Here is an 18,832-nt window from a genome sequence, read left to right as displayed (position 1 = left end):
GACGATAAAATTTCTATTTGGAGAAATTTTACCTTCTGTTGAATGCCAATAGTTACACAATATAACTAAATTATTTATATTTTATTTTAAGCACACATCCTAAAGATTCCAAAACTAGCGTATAATAGGTATTTGATATTTCCTGAACTATTGCATCCTGATTACTAAATGCTCCTGTCTCTAATTTAATACGGTCTCCAACCTGAATGGAAGTCACCGAAATATCACTGAGATTTGGAGCAGAAAGACTTGTTTTTATAATTTCGATTTCCCCGTCTTTAACAATTGCAGGTTTCCCTAACCAAAACAGATATCGGACCACACCGGAAACCTGAAAAACAGCATTTCGATTCCCGTCTTCTAACTGAACAAATACATAGGAATTAAAAAGCGGTACCTCAATAGCCTTTTTTCTGTCTGACCATTGCTTAATTTGAGTAATTAATGGGCAATAACATTCTATACCGGCCTCCGTAAGTTTTTCTGCAACTTTTTTTTCCCATTTGGGTTTTGTATACACTACATACCAATTCTTCATTTTTTCTTTTTATTGAAACAAAATTGCAAACCTATTTTCTTTTACATTCCATATTAGATCTTAACTCAATATTTGCTGATTAAGCGCCTATCCCTCTGTAAATAAAACCTATTGATTCGAGTTCTTTTGTGTTCAAAATATTTCTTCCATCAAAAAGAAAAGCAGGCTTGTGCATCGAATCGTAAATTTTTTGCCAGTCGTAAGTTGTGAACTCATCCCATTCTGTAAGAATAGCAATGGCATGCGCTCCCTTGCAGGCTTCGTAAGGATCATCTAAGATCGTTAATGCATTACTATTTTCTTCACCTGTTCTGGTTTCTAAATAATCTAAATCACTTAACATTTTATTTCTCGAAACTTTGGGATCATAAACAGCAATTTTTGCCTGTTCATTAATCAAATCATCCGCTACGTAGATTGCAGCAGATTCACGGGTATCATTTGTGTCTTTTTTGAAAGCCCATCCTAAAAATGTGATTTTCTTATCAGCAACTGTGTTATATAGAGTCTGAACAATTTTATTCGAAAATCTTCTTTTTTGATGATCGTTCATAATAATGACCTGTTCCCAATAATCCGCCACTTCATTCAATCCATACGATTTTGCTATGTACACTAAATTCAGAATGTCTTTTTGAAAACAAGAACCTCCAAAGCCAACTGATGCTTTTAGAAATTTCGGGCCAATCCTGCTATCCATTCCAATTGCTCTGGCTACTTCATTTACATCAGCACCTGTTTTTTCACATAACTCAGACATGGCATTTATAGATGAAATACGCTGTGCCAGGAATGCATTTGCGGTTAACTTAGATAATTCTGAAGACCAGACATTAGTTGTCAATATTTTATCTTTACTAACCCAATTTGCATAAACATCAACTAAAGCATTAATTGCTTCTTCACCTTCCGGAGTCGTATCACCACCAATTAAAATTCGATCCGGATGTAATAAATCGGTAACCGCCGTTCCTTCAGCTAAGAACTCCGGATTTGATAAAATCTGAAACTGAACTCCATTTCCGGTGTTATCCAGAATGCTTTTTATAGCCTCGGCTGTACGAACTGGCAGAGTTGATTTTTCTACTACAATTTTATTTTGTTTGGCTACTTTGGCAATTTGTCTGGCGCAAAGTTCAATATATTTTAAATCAGCAGCCATACCTTTTCCTTTTCCGTAAGTTTTGGTTGGCGTGTTTACTGATATAAAAATCACCTGTGCTTCGTCAATAGCTTTTTCTACTTCTGTCGAAAAGAAAAGATTTCGTCCTCTTGCCTCAGCGACTATTTCTGAAAGTCCCGGCTCATAGATCGGAATATTATCTGTATTTGGATTATTCCAGTCTTTAATTCTTTGTTCGTTCAAATCGACAACTGTCACTTGAATATGTGGGCATTTTTGAGCAATTACTGCCATTGTCGGACCTCCAACATAACCTGCACCAATGCAACAAATTTTTGTAATTTTCATCTTTTACTATTATCTTGATCCTTATTTTAAATTATTCCAATACCAGCTCACCGCTTCTTTTAATCCGTCCTGCAAAGAGAATTTCGGATCGTAACCCAGTACTTTTTTTGCTTTATCGATACTTGCCAATGAATGCGGAATATCACCCGCTCTGTTGGCACCATAAACAATTTCGACATTTGCAATTTTTGAATCAAATTCAGCTAAATATTCTTTTAAATACCCCACCAAATCGTTTAATGTATTTCGATCTCCATATGCAGTATTATAAACTGTATTTACCGCTTCCGGATTCTGACTTGTCATTGCCAATTCATTCATCTGTATCACATTATCGATATAAGTAAAATCACGCGAATAATTTCCATCACCGTTGATCACGGGACTTTCATGTTTCATCAATTGCATTACAAACTTTGGAATTACAGCCGCATAAGCGCCATTAGGATCTTGTTTTCTGCCAAAAACATTAAAATAACGCAATCCTATAGTTTCTATTCCGTACGTTCTACTGAAAATTTCAGCATATAATTCGTTTACATATTTTGTAATAGCATAAGGCGATAATGGTTTACCAATAACATCTTCGACTTTTGGCAGTCCTTGCGAATCTCCATATGTAGAAGAGCTTGCTGCATATATAAATCTTTTCACTTTTGCATCGCGAGAAGCTACCAGCATATTCAAAAAGCCTGAAACATTTACATCATTTGTTGTAATTGGATCGTTAATAGATCTTGGAACAGATCCTAAAGCTGCCTGGTGCAAAACATAATCAACACCTTGGACCGCTAAAACACAATCGGCTATATTTCGAATATCTCCTTCAATTAATTTATAATTAGGATTCTCTATAAAATCTTTTAAATTATGACGGTGCCCTGTCGCAAAATTATCGAGACAGATTACTTTATGCCCTAATCCTAAAAAATACTCGGACAAATTGGAGCCAATAAAACCAGCTCCGCCTGTAATTAAAATTGTATTCTGAGTTGATGTTTTCATTTATATAATCTATCTAATTATTTTTAAAAGTTTTTTCAAACGGAACACGATGCAAAATACTTCTTCCCAGTGTAATTTCGTCTGCATATTCTAATTCGTCGCCTACAGAAATTCCTCTTGCAATTGTAGAAATTATAATTTCTGATTCGGCAATTTGTTTATAGATATAAAAATTTGTGGTATCGCCTTCCATGGTTGAACTGAGTGCAAAAATAATTTCCACTACTGCGCCGGATTTTACCTTTTCTACTAAGGTTGAAATATTTAGCTGACTTGGCCCCACGCCTTCTATTGGGGAAATTTTCCCTCCCAAAACGTGATAAATTCCTTTGTACTGCCCTGTATTTTCGATCGCCATAACATCCCGAATATCTTCCACTACACAAATCGTCTGATGATTTCGGACCGGATTTGCACAGATTTCGCAAACTTTTGTATCTGAAATATTATGACAGCTTTCGCAAAATTTTATATCTGCACGCATATTGAGTAACGCCTGAGATAAAAATCCTGTTTGTTCTTTGGGCTGCTTTAATAAATGCAAAACCAATCGCAATGCAGTACGCTTACCAATTCCTGGTAATTGAGACATTTCGTTGACTGCCTTTTCTATTAGTTTTGATGAAAATTCCATGACTACAAAAATACTATTTTAATGTTTCTTTTTAGCCCCGATAGAAGTGGAAATCCTTTTTGTTTTTTTCTTTAAAAAACAAAAAGATTGCAACGAATTGCTTCGCCAATTCGCACTTTCAGGCTCGGGTGCGGGATGAGCTCCTAAAAAAGTTTAATATTGATTTGTAGCTAATAAAACCAAAGTACAAGCTACTTCAGCCTTAATATTGTTTAATTCCAGCAACTGATAGAATTCCGGATTTTCTGTCCCAGGATTAAAAACCACTCTTTTAGGCTGCGCTTCTATGATGTAATTATAATAATCACGCTGGCGGGCAGGATTTAAATATAGCGTCACTGTATCAATGTTTTTTACAGGAATTGCTTTGGTATAAATTTTTACACCTGCAACTTCGCCTGTATTCTGACCAATTGCTAAAACAGTATGTCCTTTTTCTACTAACATATTTATAGCTCTAAAAGCGTAACGATCTGGTTTTGTGGTAGCACCCAGAACTAAAGTTTTTTTGTTTTTCATCATTTTAAAATATGCTACAAAAGTAATCAAAAAGAATGAGCTTACTTTAGGTTATTGATATAGAATTAATAGCATCAAAAAACAATATCCTAATATGAATTTACCGTGAAATATTAAAAATTGACTATTTTTACTTCACTAACTAAAACAGTATGGATATATTCATTTATTTATTTGCCGCTCTTTTTTCGGTATTAAACCCAATTGGCACTGTGCCAATTTTTGTTGGACTAACCCAACATGACTCTCAAAAAGAGCGTTCACGCATTTCGCTTTGGACGGCCATAAATGTCTTTATCATTTTGATCGTTTCCTTTTTTATTGGCCAATATGTTTTATCTTTTTTTGGAATCAGTATTGATGCCCTTAGGATCGCCGGAGGAATTATAATTGTAAATTCAGGATTCTCATTACTTTCCGGAAAATTCAATAAAAAACGCGGAATCAATAAAAAAATAGAAAACGAAATACAACAACGAAACGATATCGCCCTTACACCATTAGCCATACCAATGCTGGCTGGCCCAGGCTCCATTTCTTTATTGATTGCTTTTCATCAGGAACATAGCGGAATGAAAGAAATGGCTTTTTCCTCTTTAGCCATTTTTGCCATTGCAGTAGCAATTTTCGCTATTCTTAAAAGCGCACATTACTTGGCTCGAATTTTAGGCGCTTCAGGAATTGTCGCTATTTCGAGAATTGTTGGTTTTATTGTTATCTCTATCGGAATCCAATATATTGTAAGCTCAATAATTAATATCGTAAAAGTAAATTTGATGTAACTTATTCCCTATTTTAAATAAAAAAAATCCAAATTCCAAAAGCTGAATATTTCAGTATGGAATTTGGATTTTTTTTGAAGTTTCTTAAACTTAATTTCTCGGCAGGAAAACTTCGGCCATCATACATCTGGCGCTTCCCCCGCCGCAAGCTTCAATCGTATCAAGACTTGAACTCAAAATTTCAGCATGGTTTTCTAACTGAGCAATCTGTTTTGGGGTCAAACTCTGATGTGCAGACGCACTCATAACGATACATTTCTTATTATCTGTGCCTCGAACTTCGAGCATATTACCGGCAAAATTATTCACCTGAGCTTCTGTAATCAGAATAATTTCTTTTTTATCAGCTTTTAAATTATCAAGAACCATTTTGCGTTCTTTTTTATCATCGATACAATCTGCACAGATAACCGCAAAAGTTTCCCCAAGGCACATCATAACATTGGTGTGATAAATCAATTTACGTTCTGCGTCAACGGTTTGAAAAGCTTCGAAAATAACCGGCGCATAATCAAAATCTTCACAGAATTCAATAAACAATTCTTCATCAGCACGAGGCGATAAAGCGCAATACGCCTTAGCATTCGCTCTGTCTAAAAGCAAACTTCCGGTTCCTTCAAGAAAAAAACCATCTTCTTCTGCAGATGTATAATCCATTATATTGGCGATCTCAAAACCTTTGTCTTCAAGAATATCTAAAATATCTTCACGACGTTCTGAACGACGATTCTCAGCAAACATTGGATATAGCGCTACATCTCCATTTTCATGAAAAGAAACCCAATTGTTCGGAAAAATACTGTCCGGAGTATCTGTATCTAAAGAATCATCAACAACTGTAACATCAACACCAACGGCTCTTAACTTTTCAACAAAAGCATCAAACTCTTGTTGCGCTTTTGCATTCACGGTACTTGGCAAAAGTCCGTCTAATACTTTTTGGTAGTAATTATTCACCGCAGTTTGCTCATTCATTCTGAAGGCAACTGGCCGAATCATCAAAATTGCATTTGTAGTTTGTTTCATTTTTATATTTTTTTCTGTTTCAGGTTTCAAGTTTCAAGTTTGTTGCAACGTGAAACCTGAAACTTGAAACAAATATTTAATCTCTAATTAATGGAAGCGTCGAACATCTCAACAACCCTTCCTGCTTTGCAATTTCGGCATACGGAATTTCTTCTACTGTAAAACCATTTGCACGAAGCCAATTGTTTAATCTTGTGAAGTTTTTTTCTGAAACCACTACATTCTCATCGATAGAAAATACGTTAGAAAACATATTATACATTTCGTTTCTTTCGATATGAAATAAGTTTTCTTTCCCAAAAAGATTCACTAAATACATATAGTCAGCTTCTTCACGAAAACCTCTTTTATAGATAATCCCTTTATCTTTTCCAACGGGCTGAAAACAGCAATCTAAGTGCAATGCATTATCACGAGCCTCAATTTTGGACTTAACCAAATCGAATTCTTTGACAATTTTATTGGGGAACAATTCTTTAATAAAATTAACACCATGCATATTTGTTCTTGCCGTGATGTAATCTTTATAGTCACTTCCTTTATAAGTTCCGATAAAAATATGATCGTTCCAAAGCATCACATCACCACCTTCGATATGAACTTCCACAGGTGGACGAACTACTTTCGAGGGATCTATCTGATCGATTATATACCCAATAGCATCTAACTCACGTTCTCTGTCAGGAAGTATATTTGATTTTACAAAAGTATCATCTATTACAAAACCAATATCTCTGGCAAAAATCTGATTGTAATTTTCAATCATTTCAGGACGATATACTTTTACATCATATTTTTGAAAAACAGCATTAAAAGCATCCATTTCAGCAACCATATCCTTTTCGATAGGATATGTTCCTGCTTTAATATGTTCCAATGATTTAGGATCATAGGCTTCATCTAAAGATGGAGTTGGCCCATTATGAACAGCAGAACCCAAAACTACAGCACGTAATCTTGAGGTTTCGTTCTTTACATTTAATTGCAACATAACTTTATTATATTTTGACCAAAGATAAAAAAAGCTTCACAGTTAAGTGAAGCTTTAAAATATTTTTATTTGTTCGACTTAAAGTCTCTCAGCGGATGTCCAGTGTAGATTTGTCTTGGTCGGCCAATTGGTTCTTTATTCTCACGCATTTCTTTCCATTGCGCAATCCAGCCCGGTAATCTACCAATAGCAAACATTACTGTAAACATATCTGTAGGAATTCCTAATGCTCTGTAAATAATTCCAGAATAGAAATCTACGTTTGGATATAAATTTCTTGATTTGAAGTACTCATCCTCAAGAGCTGCTGTTTCTAATTTTTTAGCAATTTCTAAAATAGGATCTTCAACGCCTAATGTCTCTAATACTTCTTTAGCTGCTTTTTTGATTATTCTTGCTCTTGGATCAAAGTTTTTATAAACTCTGTGACCAAATCCCATTAAACGGAAAGGATCATTTTTGTCTTTTGCTTTGGCTAAAAACTTCTCAGTATCACCACCATCTTTATTAATTTCCTCTAACATCTCAAGTACTGCCTGGTTTGCCCCTCCATGAAGTGGTCCCCAAAGAGCAGAAACTCCTGCAGAAATAGAAGCAAATAAACCAGCATGAGATGAACCTACCATTCTTACTGTAGATGTAGAACAGTTTTGCTCGTGATCTGCATGAAGAATAAATAATTTATCTAATGCATCTACAATAACCGGATTAGCTGCATAAGGTCCTGTAGGCAATTTAAACATTAATTGCATAAAGTTCTCTACATAACCTTGTGTATTGTCGTAATAGTTCAACGGGTAACCCATAGTTTTTCTATAAGTCCAGGTTGCAATTACAAGAAATTTACCCATTGTTTTACAAATGGCTTCGTACATTTCTTTTTCGTTTTCAACGTTTACCGCTTTTGGATTAAATGCTGTTAAAGCACTTGTCAAAGCGGATAAAACACCCATTGGATGTGCTGTTTTAGGAAAACCGTCAATGATATTTTTCATCTCTTCGTTTACCAAAGTATGTTTTTTAATACCATTCTCGAATTGCTCCAATTGCTGAGCTGTTGGTAATTCTCCAAAAATCAAAAGATATGACACTTCTAAAAAGTTAGCTTTTTCGGCTAAATCCTCAATTGAATATCCTCTGTAGCGCAAAATTCCTAATTCTCCATCTAAGAATGTGATTTCACTTTTGCAAGAACCAGAATTTTTGTATCCGGGATCAAGAGTGATAATACCAGTTAAATCACGTAATTTGTTAATATCGATAGCGGACTCATTTTCACTCCCCGTGATTACCGGAAGTTCAATTTTTTGACCGTCTACTTCTAATGTAGCTATTTTTGACATAATATATCGGAAATAAATCTTTAAAATAATAATTTATCAAATCTAAGGAATTTAAGACTAATTAAAAAAAGAATACTGCTATGAATTTGTTAAAAGTCCAAAAAAAAACCATTCGCAAAAACGAATGGTTTAATTATAACATATAACTCTTACAATTATTTGATCTTGAAAGCGTTTAATCCAGGAAAATAAGCAGTACTTCCTAACTCTTCCTCGATTCTTAATAATTGATTGTATTTTGCCATACGATCAGAACGGGAAGCAGAACCTGTTTTAATTTGACCACAGTTTAAAGCCACAGCTAAATCAGCAATAGTATTATCTTCTGTTTCTCCTGAACGGTGAGACATAACTGAAGTATATCCTGCATTTTTAGCCATGTTTACAGCTGCAATAGTCTCTGTTAAAGTTCCAATTTGGTTTACTTTTACCAAGATTGAGTTTGCAATTCCTTTTTCAATTCCAGTTGATAGACGCTCTACATTAGTAACAAATAAATCATCACCTACTAATTGAACTTTGTGTCCAATTTTTTCAGTAAGCAATTTCCATCCGTCCCAGTCATTCTCATCCATTCCGTCTTCAATTGAAATAATTGGGTATTTAGCCACTAATTCAGCTAAATATTCAACTTGTTCAGCAGAAGATCTTACTTTACCAGTTTCTCCTTCAAATTTAGAGTAATCGTATTTACCGTTTACATAAAATTCAGCAGAAGCACAATCAAGAGCAATCATAATTTCGTCACCAAAAGTATAACCGGCATTTTCAACCGCTTTTTTTATAGTATCTAAAGCATCTTCAGTACCACCTGCCAAATTTGGAGCAAAACCACCTTCGTCACCTACAGCAGTGCTTAATCCTCTGTCATGTAAAACTTTTTTCAGGCTATGAAAAATTTCAGTTCCCATTTGCATAGCGTGAGAAAAAGAAGTCGCCTTTACAGGAAAAATCATGAATTCCTGAAATGCGATAGGAGCATCAGAGTGAGAACCACCATTGATGATATTCATCATTGGCACAGGTAATGTATTGGCAGAAACACCACCAACATATCTGTATAAAGGCAAGCCTAGTTCGTTAGCAGCAGCTTTTGCAGCAGCCAAAGAAACTCCTAAAATAGCATTAGCACCTAATTTAGATTTATTTGGAGTACCATCTAAATCAATCATCAATTGATCAATCGTGTTTTGTTCGAAAACAGAAGTTCCAACTAATTCTTCAGCAATAACAGTATTTACATTGTTCACTGCATTCAAAACTCCTTTTCCTAAGAAAGCTTTTCCTCCGTCACGTAATTCAACAGCCTCATGTTCTCCAGTTGATGCCCCGGAAGGAACAGCAGCTCTACCTAAAACTCCGTTCTCAGTAATTACATCAACTTCAATAGTAGGATTACCTCTGGAATCAAAAATTTGTCTTGCGTGAACTTTAATTATAATACTCATTATTTTTGTTTTTTATTAATAAATTATATTTTTTTTCGAAATTATAAAAATATTTAATAGTAAAAATGCATTTTAACCATTAAACAGGTTTATTTATTAACTATATCGTTTTAGCAGCAGCTAGTTTTATATTCTCAACAAACTGATCAAACAAATAAGATGAATCATGAGGTCCGGGACTTGCTTCGGGGTGATATTGCACTGAAAAACAATTTTTATTTTTCATACGCATTCCGGCCACAGTACCATCATTTAGATGAAGGTGTGTAATCTCTAAATCAGCATGATTATCTAATGCTTCCTTATTCACTGCGAAACCATGATTTTGAGATGTAATCTCACCTTTTCCTGTCATAAGGTTTTTAACCGGGTGATTTATACCGCGGTGACCATTAAACATTTTATAAGTCTGAACACCATTTGCCAAAGCAATTACCTGATGTCCTAAACAAATTCCGAATAAAGGATTGTCATTTGCTAAAATTTCTTTTGCTACTTCAATAGCACCAAAAAGCGGATCCGGATCCCCAGGCCCGTTTGACAAGAAATATCCATCCGGATTAAACTCAGCTAAATCCTTGTACGTTGAGTTATATGGAAACACCTTGATATAACAATCCCTTTTAGCAAGGTTTCTAAGAATATTTTTCTTAATCCCTAAATCTAAGGCAGAAATTTTATAAGTAGCATTTTGATCACCAAAAAAATAAGGTTCAGTTGTTGAAACTTTTGAAGCCAACTCCAGACCTTCCATGTTGGGCACATTAGCCAATTCTTTTTTCAAGTCTTCAACAGAAGTTCCATCTGTACAAATAACAGCATTCATCGCACCATTCTCACGAATATAACTTACCAGTGCACGCGTATCAACATCAGAAATACAGATTAGATTTTCTTTTATAAAATAATCTTCCAGACTTCCGGAAGAATCTTCTCTTGAATAATTAAAACTGAAGTTTTTACAAACCAAACCAGCAATTTTGATACCATCCGATTCAATTTCCAAATCGTTAACACCATAATTACCAATATGGGGATTAGTTGCAACCATAATTTGCCCGAAATACGAAGGATCTGTAAAAATCTCCTGATATCCGGTCATTCCAGTATTAAAACAAACTTCACCAAAAGTTTTACCGCTAATTCCGATAGATTTCCCGTGAAAAATAGTTCCATCACTTAGTAATAAAATGGCGCTTTGTCGTGTAGTGTATTTCATTATTTAATTTGTATTGTTTTTAATCGTCCTGTAAAACCAGCAAAGCTTGTTTTATTTGTAATTAGATATTTTGCAAATTTACTTCTTTAAAACAGTGCTTCCAAGATTTTTTAAAAATTTCGTTGATAAAATTAAAACCTTAGTTTTAAAATAAGTTACATTTCAAACTATTTTAAAAAAAGCAAAAAAAAAGGATAAACTAAAAATTAGTTTATCCTTGATTTCTATAGAATCATTACTTTCATAATTATTCAGAAGCTTCAGTAGTCGTTTCTGATTCAGCAGCAGGAGCTTCAGGAGTAGTCTCCTCAGCTTTTTTTGCTTTACCACCACGACGGCTTTTAGCTTTTTTAACTTCTTTTTTACCTCCATTGTAAAGTTCATTGAAATCTACAAGTTCGATCATTGCCATATCAGCATTATCTCCCAAACGATTTCCAACTTTAATGATACGAGTGTATCCACCTGGACGGTCTCCAACTTTAGCAGCTACGTCTCTGAACAAGTCAGTTACCGCATATTTACTACGTAAGTAAGCAAAAACAATACGACGGTTGTGAGTCGTATCTTCTTTTGATTTTGTGATTAAAGGCTCAACGAATTGTTTAAGCGCTTTAGCCTTAGCAACAGTAGTGTTAATACGTTTGTGCTCAATAAGAGAACAAGCCATATTAGCTAACATAGCTTTTCTATGTCCAGTCTGTCTGCTTAAGTGATTGAATTTTTTTCCGTGTCTCATTGCTATTTTAAATTTAATCCGCCGTGGCGGATTGAATTATTCTTTATCTAATTTGTATTTAGCTAAGTCCATTCCGAAAGTTAAATTCTTAACAGCTACAAGTTCATCTAGCTCAGTTAAAGATTTTTTACCAAAATTACGGAATTTCATTAGGTCATTTTTATTGAACGATACTAAATCACCAAGTGTATCAACTTCAGCCGCTTTCAAGCAATTTAATGCTCTCACAGATAAATCCATATCAACAAGCTTAGTTTTAAGCAATTGTCTCATATGCAATGACTCTTCATCATACGATTCTGTTTGTGCAATTTCGTCAGCCTCGAGTGTAATTCTTTCGTCAGAAAATAACATGAAGTGGTGAATTAAAACTTTAGCAGCTTCAGTAAGAGCGTCTTTTGGATTAATAGATCCATCAGTTTTGATTTCAAAAACTAATTTCTCGTAATCTGTTTTTTGCTCTACACGGAAGTTTTCAATTGCATATTTTACATTTTTTACCGGAGTAAAAATAGAGTCTGTAAAAATGGTACCAATTGCAGCGTTCTGTTTTTTGTTCTCCTCAGCAGGAACATATCCTCTACCTTTTTCGATTGTTAAATCGAAGTTCAATTTGATTTTAGAATCTAAATTACAGATAACAAGGTCTGGGTTCAGCACTTGAAAACCTGAAATAAATTTTTGAAAATCACCTGCTGTTAGTTGATCTTTACCAGAAACAGAAATTGTAACTGCTTCATTATCTATATCTTCAATTTGACGTTTGAAACGTACTTGTTTTAGATTAAGGATAATTTCGGTAACATCTTCAACAACACCTGAAATAGTAGAAAACTCATGATCTACACCTTCGATACGAACAGATGTAATTGCATAACCTTCTAATGCTGAAAGCAAAACTCTTCTAAGTGCATTACCAACTGTCAATCCATAACCAGGTTCTAAAGGTCTAAATTCGAATTTACCTTCAAAATCGGTTGAATCGATCATGATAACTTTATCGGGCTTTTGAAAATTAAATATTGCCATAAATTTCGACTAAGTCAATTATTATTTGTTGTACAACTCTACGATTAATTGTTCTTTAATGTTTTCTGGAATTTGAAGTCTTGCAGGTACAGAAACGAAAGTTCCTTCTTTAAGATCATTGTTCCAGGTAATCCATTCATAAACATGACTTGAATTTGATAAAGAACGTTCGATAGCTTCTAAAGATTTAGATTTTTCACGAACTGCAACTTTATCACCAGGCTTAAGGTGGTAAGAAGCGATATTTACAACTTCACCATTTACAGTAACGTGTCTGTGAGAAACTAATTGTCTAGCACCTCTTCTAGAAGGAGCGATACCCATTCTAAAAACAACGTTATCTAATCTTGCTTCACATAATTGTAAAAGAACTTCACCAGTAACACCTTTAGTAGCTGATGCTTTTTTGAATAAATTTCTGAATTGTTTTTCTAAAATTCCGTAAGAATATTTAGCTTTTTGCTTTTCCATTAACTGAACAGCGTACTCAGATTTTTTACCTCTTTTTTTAGCCATCCCGTGTTGTCCAGGTGGGTAATTTCTTTTTTCGAAAGATTTGTCATCTCCGAAGATTGCTTCGCCAAATTTACGAGCAATTCTAGTTTTTGGACCAGTATATCTTGCCATTTCTAAAAAAATTTAAATTTAAGGTAGAGATTATGAATTCAGGTCAAATCCTTCGATAATCTATATTCTACCTTGTTATACTATAATAAATAAATTAAACTCTACGTCTTTTTGGAGGACGACATCCGTTGTGAGGCATTGGAGTAACGTCGATAATCTCAGTAACTTCAATTCCACCGTTATGAATAGAACGGATAGCAGACTCACGTCCGTTTCCTGGTCCTTTTACATAAACTTTCACTTTTTTAAGTCCAGCCTCAAGAGCTACTTTACTACAATCTTCTGCTGCCATTTGGGCTGCGTATGGAGTGTTCTTTTTAGAACCTCTAAAACCCATTTTACCAGCTGAAGACCAAGAAATAACTTCACCTTTTTTGTTAGTCAAAGAAATGATGATGTTATTGAAGGTAGCAGAAATATGAGCTTCTCCCGTTGATTCAACGATAACTTTACGTTTTTTTGCAGTTGCTTTAGCCATATTACTTATTATTTAGTTGCTTTTTTCTTGTTAGCAACAGTTTTTCTTTTACCTTTTCTTGTTCTAGAGTTGTTTTTAGTTCTTTGTCCTCTTAACGGAAGACCAGATCTATGACGGATACCTCTGTAACAACCAATATCCATCAAACGTTTGATGTTTAAAGAAACTTCAGAACGTAATTCTCCTTCAATTTTGTAAAATGAAACTGCATCACGAATTGCTCCGATCTCATCATCATTCCACTCTTGAACTTTTTTGTCTTGGCTAACTTGAGCTTTTTCTAAAATCTCAATAGCTCTACTTCTTCCTAATCCAAAGATATAGGTAAGTGCTATAACACCTCTTTTATTTTTTGGGATATCTACCCCTGCTATTCTTGCCATAATTATCCTTGTCTTTGTTTAAATCTAGGATTCTTTTTGTTTATTACGTACAATCTCCCTTTTCTACGCACAATGATGCACTCGGGACTTCTCTTTTTTACTGATGCTCTAACTTTCATAGTGAATATCCTTTAATATCGATAAGTAATTCTTGCTTTTGACAAATCATAAGGACTCATTTCTAGTTTCACTTTATCACCAGGTAATAACTTGATGTAATGCATACGCATTTTTCCAGAAATATGAGCAATTACGATATGTCCATTTTCTAACTCCACACGGAACATCGCATTTGATAATGCTTCGATGATTGATCCGTCTTGTTCTATTGCTGATTGTTTTGCCATATAAAAATTAAGCTACTGCTTTTCTATTTTTACCAGTCTTCATTAAACCATCATAATGTTTGTTTAACAAGTATGAATTGATCTGTTGAATAGTATCTATTGCAACTCCAACCATAATTATTAACGAGGTACCTCCAAAAAACATTGCCCAAGATTGTTGTACATCCATAATACTTACAACAATAGCCGGGAACACAGCAATTAAAGCAAGGAATAAAGATCCTGGGAAAGTTATTAAAGACATCACTTTATCAAGAAATTCTGAAGTTTCAGCTCCCGGACGAACGCCAGGAATAAAACCACCACTTCTTTTCAAATCATCGGCCATTTTGTTTGTAGGTACAGTGATCGCAGTATAGAAAAATGTAAATACAATAATTAAAGTTGCAAATACAAAGTTATACCAAAATCCGAACATATTACTAAACGCGCCAACAATAGATTGTGATGTGTCTGATTTAGACAATCCAGCTACAGCTGCAGGTATAAACATAATTGCCTGAGCAAAAATGATTGGCATAACCCCAGAAGCATTAAGCTTAAGAGGAATCCATTGTCTATTACCACCTGCCAAATCTTGTTCGTAATCCCCGCTTGTTGTACGACGAGCGTATTGAACAGGAATTCTACGTACTGCCATTGTAAGCAATACACAAGAAATGATTACTAATAACCAAACAATAATTTCAATAACTAACAACATTGGACCACCATTGTTATTGGTAACTCTGGTTGTAAACTCTTGAATAAAAGCTTGCGGTAAACGCGCCAAAATACCAACCATAATCAATAATGAAATTCCATTTCCAATACCTTTATCCGTAATTTTTTCCCCAAGCCACATAGCAAAAATTGTACCTGTAACTAAGATAATAACAGACGAAAACAAAAATTCAGGTGAATTAAATCCTAGTAAGAATGCACTTCCAGGTAACGTTCTGTATAAATTGTAGATATAAGTTGGACCTTGAACCAGTGTAATAGCTATAGTCAACCAACGAGTGATTTGATTAATCTTTTTTCTACCACTCTCTCCATCGTTTTGAAGTTTTTGCAAATAAGGAATAGCAATTCCCATTAACTGAACAACAATAGATGCAGAAATATAAGGCATAATACCTAAAGCAAAAACTGAAGCTTTAGAGAAAGCACCTCCTGTAAACATGTCCAGGATTGATCCTAAACCTTGTTTAGTTTGTCCCGCTAAACCTGTTAATTGAGTTGCGTCAATTCCAGGTAGCGTTACATGTGCACCAAAACGATATACTAAAAGCAATCCTAATGTAATTAAGATTCTGTTTTTCAGTTCTTCGATTTTCCAAACATTACTTATTGATTCAATAAATTTCTTCATCTTAGTAGATAAGTTATATAGTTACAGCTTCTCCACCAGCAGCTTCAATAGCAGCTTTTGCAGTAGCAGTAAATTTGTGGGCAGTTACTTTTAATTTTGCTTTCAACTCTCCTCTACCTAAAATCTTAACGATTTCATTTTTGGTAGCAAGACGATTTGCTACGAAATCTGTCATTGAAACAGAATCAGTAATCACACCATTGTCTACTAATAATTGAAGCGTATCTAAATTAACACCTTCGTATTCTTTACGATTGATGTTTGTGAAACCAAACTTAGGCACACGTCTTTGAAGTGGCATTTGCCCTCCCTCAAAACCAATCTTTTTAGAATAACCAGAACGAGATTTTGCTCCTTTGTGACCTCTTGCAGAAGTACCACCTTTTCCAGAACCTTCTCCTCTACCTAATCTTTTATTTTGATTGTGTGTTGACCCTTCAGCTGGTTGTAAGTTACTTAAATTCATAACAGTATTTGTTATTTAGCTTCTTCGACAGAAACTAAGTGTTTAACTTTGTTTATCATCCCAAGGATAGCAGGATTTGAATCATGCTCTACAACTTGTCCCATTTTACGTAGACCTAAAGCTTCCAAACCTCTCTTTTGAGAAAGAGGACAGTTGATTTTGCTTCTTACTTGTTTTACTAATAATTTAGCCATAATTTCCTTGAATTAACCTTTAAAAACTTTTTCTAAAGAAACACCTCTTTGTTTTGCAACAGTGTAAGCGCTTCTCATTTGTAATAAAGCATCAAAAGTTGCTTTCACTACGTTATGAGGATTTGATGATCCTTGAGATTTAGATAATACATCGTGAATACCTACTGATTCAAGAACTGAACGAACAGCTCCACCAGCAATAACTCCTGTACCATGAGAGGCAGGAATTAAGAATACACGTGCACCACCAAATTTACCTTTTTGTTCGTGAGGAACTGATTGTCCGTTCAAAGGAATTTTTACTAAATTTTTCTTAGCATCTTCTACTGCTTTCGCAATTGCTTCAGAAACGTCTTTAGATTTTCCTAATCCATGACCAACTACTCCATTTTCATCACCTACAACTACAATAGCAGAAAAACCGAAAGCTCTACCACCTTTTGTAACTTTAGTAACACGATTAACACTTACCAGACGATCTTTAAGTTCAAGACCACTTGGTTTTACCAATTCTACATTTTTGTATTTAGACATAATATATTAGAATTTAAGTCCAGCCGCTCTTGCGCCTTCTGCTAATGATTTAATACGACCGTGATACAAATATCCACCTCTGTCAAAAGTGATGGTATCAATCCCAGCTTTTAACGCTTTCTCTGCAACTAATTTTCCAACAGCAGCAGCGACTTCAACGTTAGTACCTTTTCCTATTTCTTTTTCTCTTGAAGATGCAGCCAATAAAGTAACTCCATTCACGTCATCAATAAGTTGAGCATAAATTTCTTTGTTACTTCTAAATACAGATAGTCTTGGGTTAGTAGCAGTACCACTAATCGATTTTCTAATTCTGAATCTAATTCTCTGTCTTCTATCAGATTTTGTTAATGACATAATCTTATTTTTTAAGCTGATTTACCTGCTTTTCTTCTTAATACTTCACCCACAAATTTAACACCTTTTCCTTTGTATGGCTCAGGCTTACGGAAACCTCTGATTTTCGCAGCAACCTGTCCTAAAAGTTGTTTGTCAAATGATGTTAATTTTACGATAGGGTTTTTACCTTTTTCAGATATTGTTTCTAGCGCTACTTCTGGAGCAATTTCTAAAACAATATTGTGAGAATATCCAAGAGCTAAATCTAATTTCTGACCTTGGTTTGAAGCTCTATAACCTACTCCAACTAATTCAAGTTCTTTTGTAAAACCTTCAGACACACCAATTATCATATTATTGATTAATGATCTGTATAATCCGTGTTTTGCTCTTTGGTCTTTATGATCAGACGATCTTTCTAATAGAACCTGATCGCCTTCAACTTTTACAGTAATGTCCGAAAACTCCTGAGTTAGTTGACCTTTTTTTCCTTTTACCGTAACGATACCGTCTTTAACTTCTACAGTTACTCCAGCAGCGATTACAATTGGGCTTTTACCTATTCTTGACATCTTATTTAGTCTTTAAAATTAGTATACGTAACAAATTACTTCACCACCTACATTTAATTGTTTCGCTTGTTTTCCAGTCATAAGACCTTTTGAAGTTGAAACAATAGCAATTCCTAATCCGTTAAGGATTCTTGGTAATTTGGCAGCACCTGCATATTTACGTAAACCAGGTTTACTAATTCTTTGGATATCTTTAATTACAGGCTCTTTAGTATCTTTATCATACTTCAAAGCAATTTTGATTGAACCCTGTACAGAGTTGTCTTCAAATTTGTAACTCAAGATATAACCTTGATCAAATAAGATCTTAGTTATTTCTTTTTTTAGATTAGATGCCGGAATTTCAACAACTTTGTGGTTTGCAGCCACAGCGTTACGAACTCTAGTCAAATAATCTGCAATAGGATCTGTATACATATGTATTTGATTGCGACTATGGTTTTCGGGAGGCACTCGCCTCCCGAACCTTTAATCAATTAAAATTATTTTTTGGTTTGCAAAAGTAGTAACTTATTGCGAGATTACCAAGATGCCTTTTTAACTCCAGGAATTAATCCATTATTAGCCATCTCACGGAAAGTTACACGTGAAATACCAAATTGACGGATATAACCTCTTGGTCTGCCTGTTAATTTACAACGATTGTGTAAACGAACTGGTGAAGCATTTTTAGGTAATTTTTGTAGACCTTCAAAATCTCCAGCTTCTTTCAAAGCTTTTCTTTTCTCAGCATACTTAGCTACCGTTTTCTCTCTTTTCACCTCACGGGCTTTCATTGATTCTTTAGCCATGTC

At 34.5% G+C, this 18,832-nt stretch carries 26 protein-coding genes; 1 reads left to right on the top strand and 25 read right to left on the bottom strand.

The features are described from left to right. Positions 1–70: 70 nt before the first annotated feature. The 5 genes from B0A67_RS11645 to B0A67_RS11625 form a co-directional block, all read right to left on the bottom strand. A complete protein-coding gene (locus B0A67_RS11645; RefSeq protein WP_072960665.1) occupies positions 71–538 on the bottom strand; it encodes a UpxY family transcription antiterminator in 468 nt (155 codons plus the stop codon). Positions 539–617: 79 nt separating this feature from the next. Then, entirely contained in the window at positions 618–2,009 is a 1,392-nt protein-coding gene (locus tag B0A67_RS11640) for a UDP-glucose 6-dehydrogenase (protein ID WP_072960663.1), read from the bottom strand. A gap of 21 nt (positions 2,010–2,030) precedes the next feature. Beyond that, the gene (locus B0A67_RS11635) at positions 2,031–3,014 is read right to left on the bottom strand and encodes an SDR family oxidoreductase (protein WP_072960660.1); all 984 of its coding nucleotides are present in this window, start codon (positions 3,012–3,014) and stop codon (positions 2,031–2,033) included. A gap of 13 nt (positions 3,015–3,027) precedes the next feature. Beyond that, positions 3,028–3,648: a recombination mediator RecR gene (gene recR / locus B0A67_RS11630; RefSeq protein ID WP_072960657.1), complete on the bottom strand. Its 621-nt coding sequence runs from the start codon at positions 3,646–3,648 to the stop codon at positions 3,028–3,030. A 153-nt stretch (positions 3,649–3,801) separates the two neighbouring features. After that, positions 3,802–4,167, bottom strand: a complete 366-nt coding sequence (locus B0A67_RS11625) for a CoA-binding protein (protein WP_072960654.1) — start codon at positions 4,165–4,167, stop codon at positions 3,802–3,804. Positions 4,168–4,319: 152 nt separating this feature from the next. On the opposite strand from B0A67_RS11625, the gene B0A67_RS11620 reads away from it, so the two are divergent. Beyond that, positions 4,320–4,949 carry a MarC family NAAT transporter gene (locus B0A67_RS11620; RefSeq protein ID WP_072960650.1) on the top strand — a complete coding sequence of 210 codons (630 nt, stop codon included), beginning with the start codon at positions 4,320–4,322 and terminating at the stop codon, positions 4,947–4,949. 90 nt (positions 4,950–5,039) lie between these two features. On the opposite strand, the gene ctlX is transcribed toward B0A67_RS11620, so the two are convergent. The 20 genes from ctlX to rpsN form a co-directional block, all read right to left on the bottom strand. Further along, a complete protein-coding gene (gene ctlX / locus B0A67_RS11615) occupies positions 5,040–5,975 on the bottom strand; it encodes a citrulline utilization hydrolase CtlX (RefSeq protein ID WP_072960922.1) in 936 nt (311 codons plus the stop codon). 76 nt (positions 5,976–6,051) lie between these two features. After that, on the bottom strand, positions 6,052–6,966 hold the full coding sequence (locus tag B0A67_RS11610) for a dimethylarginine dimethylaminohydrolase family protein (protein ID WP_072960647.1): 915 nt from the start codon (positions 6,964–6,966) through the stop codon (positions 6,052–6,054). A 65-nt stretch (positions 6,967–7,031) separates the two neighbouring features. Then, positions 7,032–8,309 (bottom strand): citrate synthase, encoded by a 1,278-nt coding sequence (locus tag B0A67_RS11605; RefSeq protein ID WP_072960644.1) that lies wholly within the window; start codon positions 8,307–8,309, stop codon positions 7,032–7,034. A 155-nt stretch (positions 8,310–8,464) separates the two neighbouring features. Beyond that, positions 8,465–9,757 (bottom strand): phosphopyruvate hydratase, encoded by a 1,293-nt coding sequence (eno, locus tag B0A67_RS11600; RefSeq protein ID WP_072960641.1) that lies wholly within the window; start codon positions 9,755–9,757, stop codon positions 8,465–8,467. A 100-nt stretch (positions 9,758–9,857) separates the two neighbouring features. Continuing rightward, the gene (carA, locus tag B0A67_RS11595; RefSeq protein ID WP_072960638.1) at positions 9,858–10,976 is read right to left on the bottom strand and encodes a glutamine-hydrolyzing carbamoyl-phosphate synthase small subunit; all 1,119 of its coding nucleotides are present in this window, start codon (positions 10,974–10,976) and stop codon (positions 9,858–9,860) included. A 247-nt stretch (positions 10,977–11,223) separates the two neighbouring features. Beyond that, the gene (rplQ, locus tag B0A67_RS11590; RefSeq protein WP_031456031.1) at positions 11,224–11,715 is read right to left on the bottom strand and encodes a 50S ribosomal protein L17; all 492 of its coding nucleotides are present in this window, start codon (positions 11,713–11,715) and stop codon (positions 11,224–11,226) included. A 36-nt stretch (positions 11,716–11,751) separates the two neighbouring features. Then, entirely contained in the window at positions 11,752–12,744 is a 993-nt protein-coding gene (locus B0A67_RS11585; RefSeq protein ID WP_026109818.1) for a DNA-directed RNA polymerase subunit alpha, read from the bottom strand. 21 nt (positions 12,745–12,765) lie between these two features. After that, positions 12,766–13,371: a 30S ribosomal protein S4 gene (gene rpsD, locus B0A67_RS11580; protein ID WP_026982953.1), complete on the bottom strand. Its 606-nt coding sequence runs from the start codon at positions 13,369–13,371 to the stop codon at positions 12,766–12,768. Positions 13,372–13,465: 94 nt separating this feature from the next. Further along, complete coding sequence (rpsK, locus tag B0A67_RS11575; protein ID WP_007803677.1) at positions 13,466–13,849, bottom strand: 30S ribosomal protein S11; 384 nt, start codon at positions 13,847–13,849, stop codon at positions 13,466–13,468. A gap of 8 nt (positions 13,850–13,857) precedes the next feature. Beyond that, positions 13,858–14,232, bottom strand: coding sequence for a 30S ribosomal protein S13 (rpsM, locus tag B0A67_RS11570; RefSeq protein WP_072960635.1), 375 nt, complete (start codon positions 14,230–14,232; stop codon positions 13,858–13,860). A gap of 2 nt (positions 14,233–14,234) precedes the next feature. Continuing rightward, positions 14,235–14,351 carry a type B 50S ribosomal protein L36 gene (ykgO, locus tag B0A67_RS11565; protein ID WP_072945378.1) on the bottom strand — a complete coding sequence of 39 codons (117 nt, stop codon included), beginning with the start codon at positions 14,349–14,351 and terminating at the stop codon, positions 14,235–14,237. Positions 14,352–14,363: 12 nt separating this feature from the next. After that, on the bottom strand, positions 14,364–14,579 hold the full coding sequence (infA, locus tag B0A67_RS11560) for a translation initiation factor IF-1 (RefSeq protein WP_007136545.1): 216 nt from the start codon (positions 14,577–14,579) through the stop codon (positions 14,364–14,366). 7 nt (positions 14,580–14,586) lie between these two features. Next, the gene (secY, locus tag B0A67_RS11555) at positions 14,587–15,933 is read right to left on the bottom strand and encodes a preprotein translocase subunit SecY (protein ID WP_072960632.1); all 1,347 of its coding nucleotides are present in this window, start codon (positions 15,931–15,933) and stop codon (positions 14,587–14,589) included. A gap of 13 nt (positions 15,934–15,946) precedes the next feature. Beyond that, positions 15,947–16,399, bottom strand: a complete 453-nt coding sequence (rplO, locus tag B0A67_RS11550) for a 50S ribosomal protein L15 (protein ID WP_017495009.1) — start codon at positions 16,397–16,399, stop codon at positions 15,947–15,949. A gap of 11 nt (positions 16,400–16,410) precedes the next feature. Beyond that, the gene (gene rpmD, locus B0A67_RS11545; RefSeq protein ID WP_017495010.1) at positions 16,411–16,593 is read right to left on the bottom strand and encodes a 50S ribosomal protein L30; all 183 of its coding nucleotides are present in this window, start codon (positions 16,591–16,593) and stop codon (positions 16,411–16,413) included. A gap of 12 nt (positions 16,594–16,605) precedes the next feature. Continuing rightward, the gene (gene rpsE, locus B0A67_RS11540; protein ID WP_085950271.1) at positions 16,606–17,130 is read right to left on the bottom strand and encodes a 30S ribosomal protein S5; all 525 of its coding nucleotides are present in this window, start codon (positions 17,128–17,130) and stop codon (positions 16,606–16,608) included. A 3-nt stretch (positions 17,131–17,133) separates the two neighbouring features. Beyond that, positions 17,134–17,484, bottom strand: coding sequence for a 50S ribosomal protein L18 (gene rplR, locus B0A67_RS11535; RefSeq protein ID WP_072960630.1), 351 nt, complete (start codon positions 17,482–17,484; stop codon positions 17,134–17,136). A gap of 11 nt (positions 17,485–17,495) precedes the next feature. Further along, positions 17,496–18,038 carry a 50S ribosomal protein L6 gene (rplF, locus tag B0A67_RS11530; protein ID WP_042565877.1) on the bottom strand — a complete coding sequence of 181 codons (543 nt, stop codon included), beginning with the start codon at positions 18,036–18,038 and terminating at the stop codon, positions 17,496–17,498. A gap of 18 nt (positions 18,039–18,056) precedes the next feature. Then, entirely contained in the window at positions 18,057–18,455 is a 399-nt protein-coding gene (gene rpsH / locus B0A67_RS11525) for a 30S ribosomal protein S8 (RefSeq protein ID WP_017495014.1), read from the bottom strand. A gap of 104 nt (positions 18,456–18,559) precedes the next feature. Further along, a complete protein-coding gene (gene rpsN, locus B0A67_RS11520; protein WP_007803655.1) occupies positions 18,560–18,829 on the bottom strand; it encodes a 30S ribosomal protein S14 in 270 nt (89 codons plus the stop codon). Between the last annotated feature and the right edge of the window lie 3 nt (positions 18,830–18,832).

Source organism: Flavobacterium aquidurense, from assembly GCF_002217195.1.
Lineage (GTDB): Bacteria > Bacteroidota > Bacteroidia > Flavobacteriales > Flavobacteriaceae > Flavobacterium > Flavobacterium frigidimaris.
This window is presented reverse-complemented; position numbering and strand designations above follow the sequence as displayed.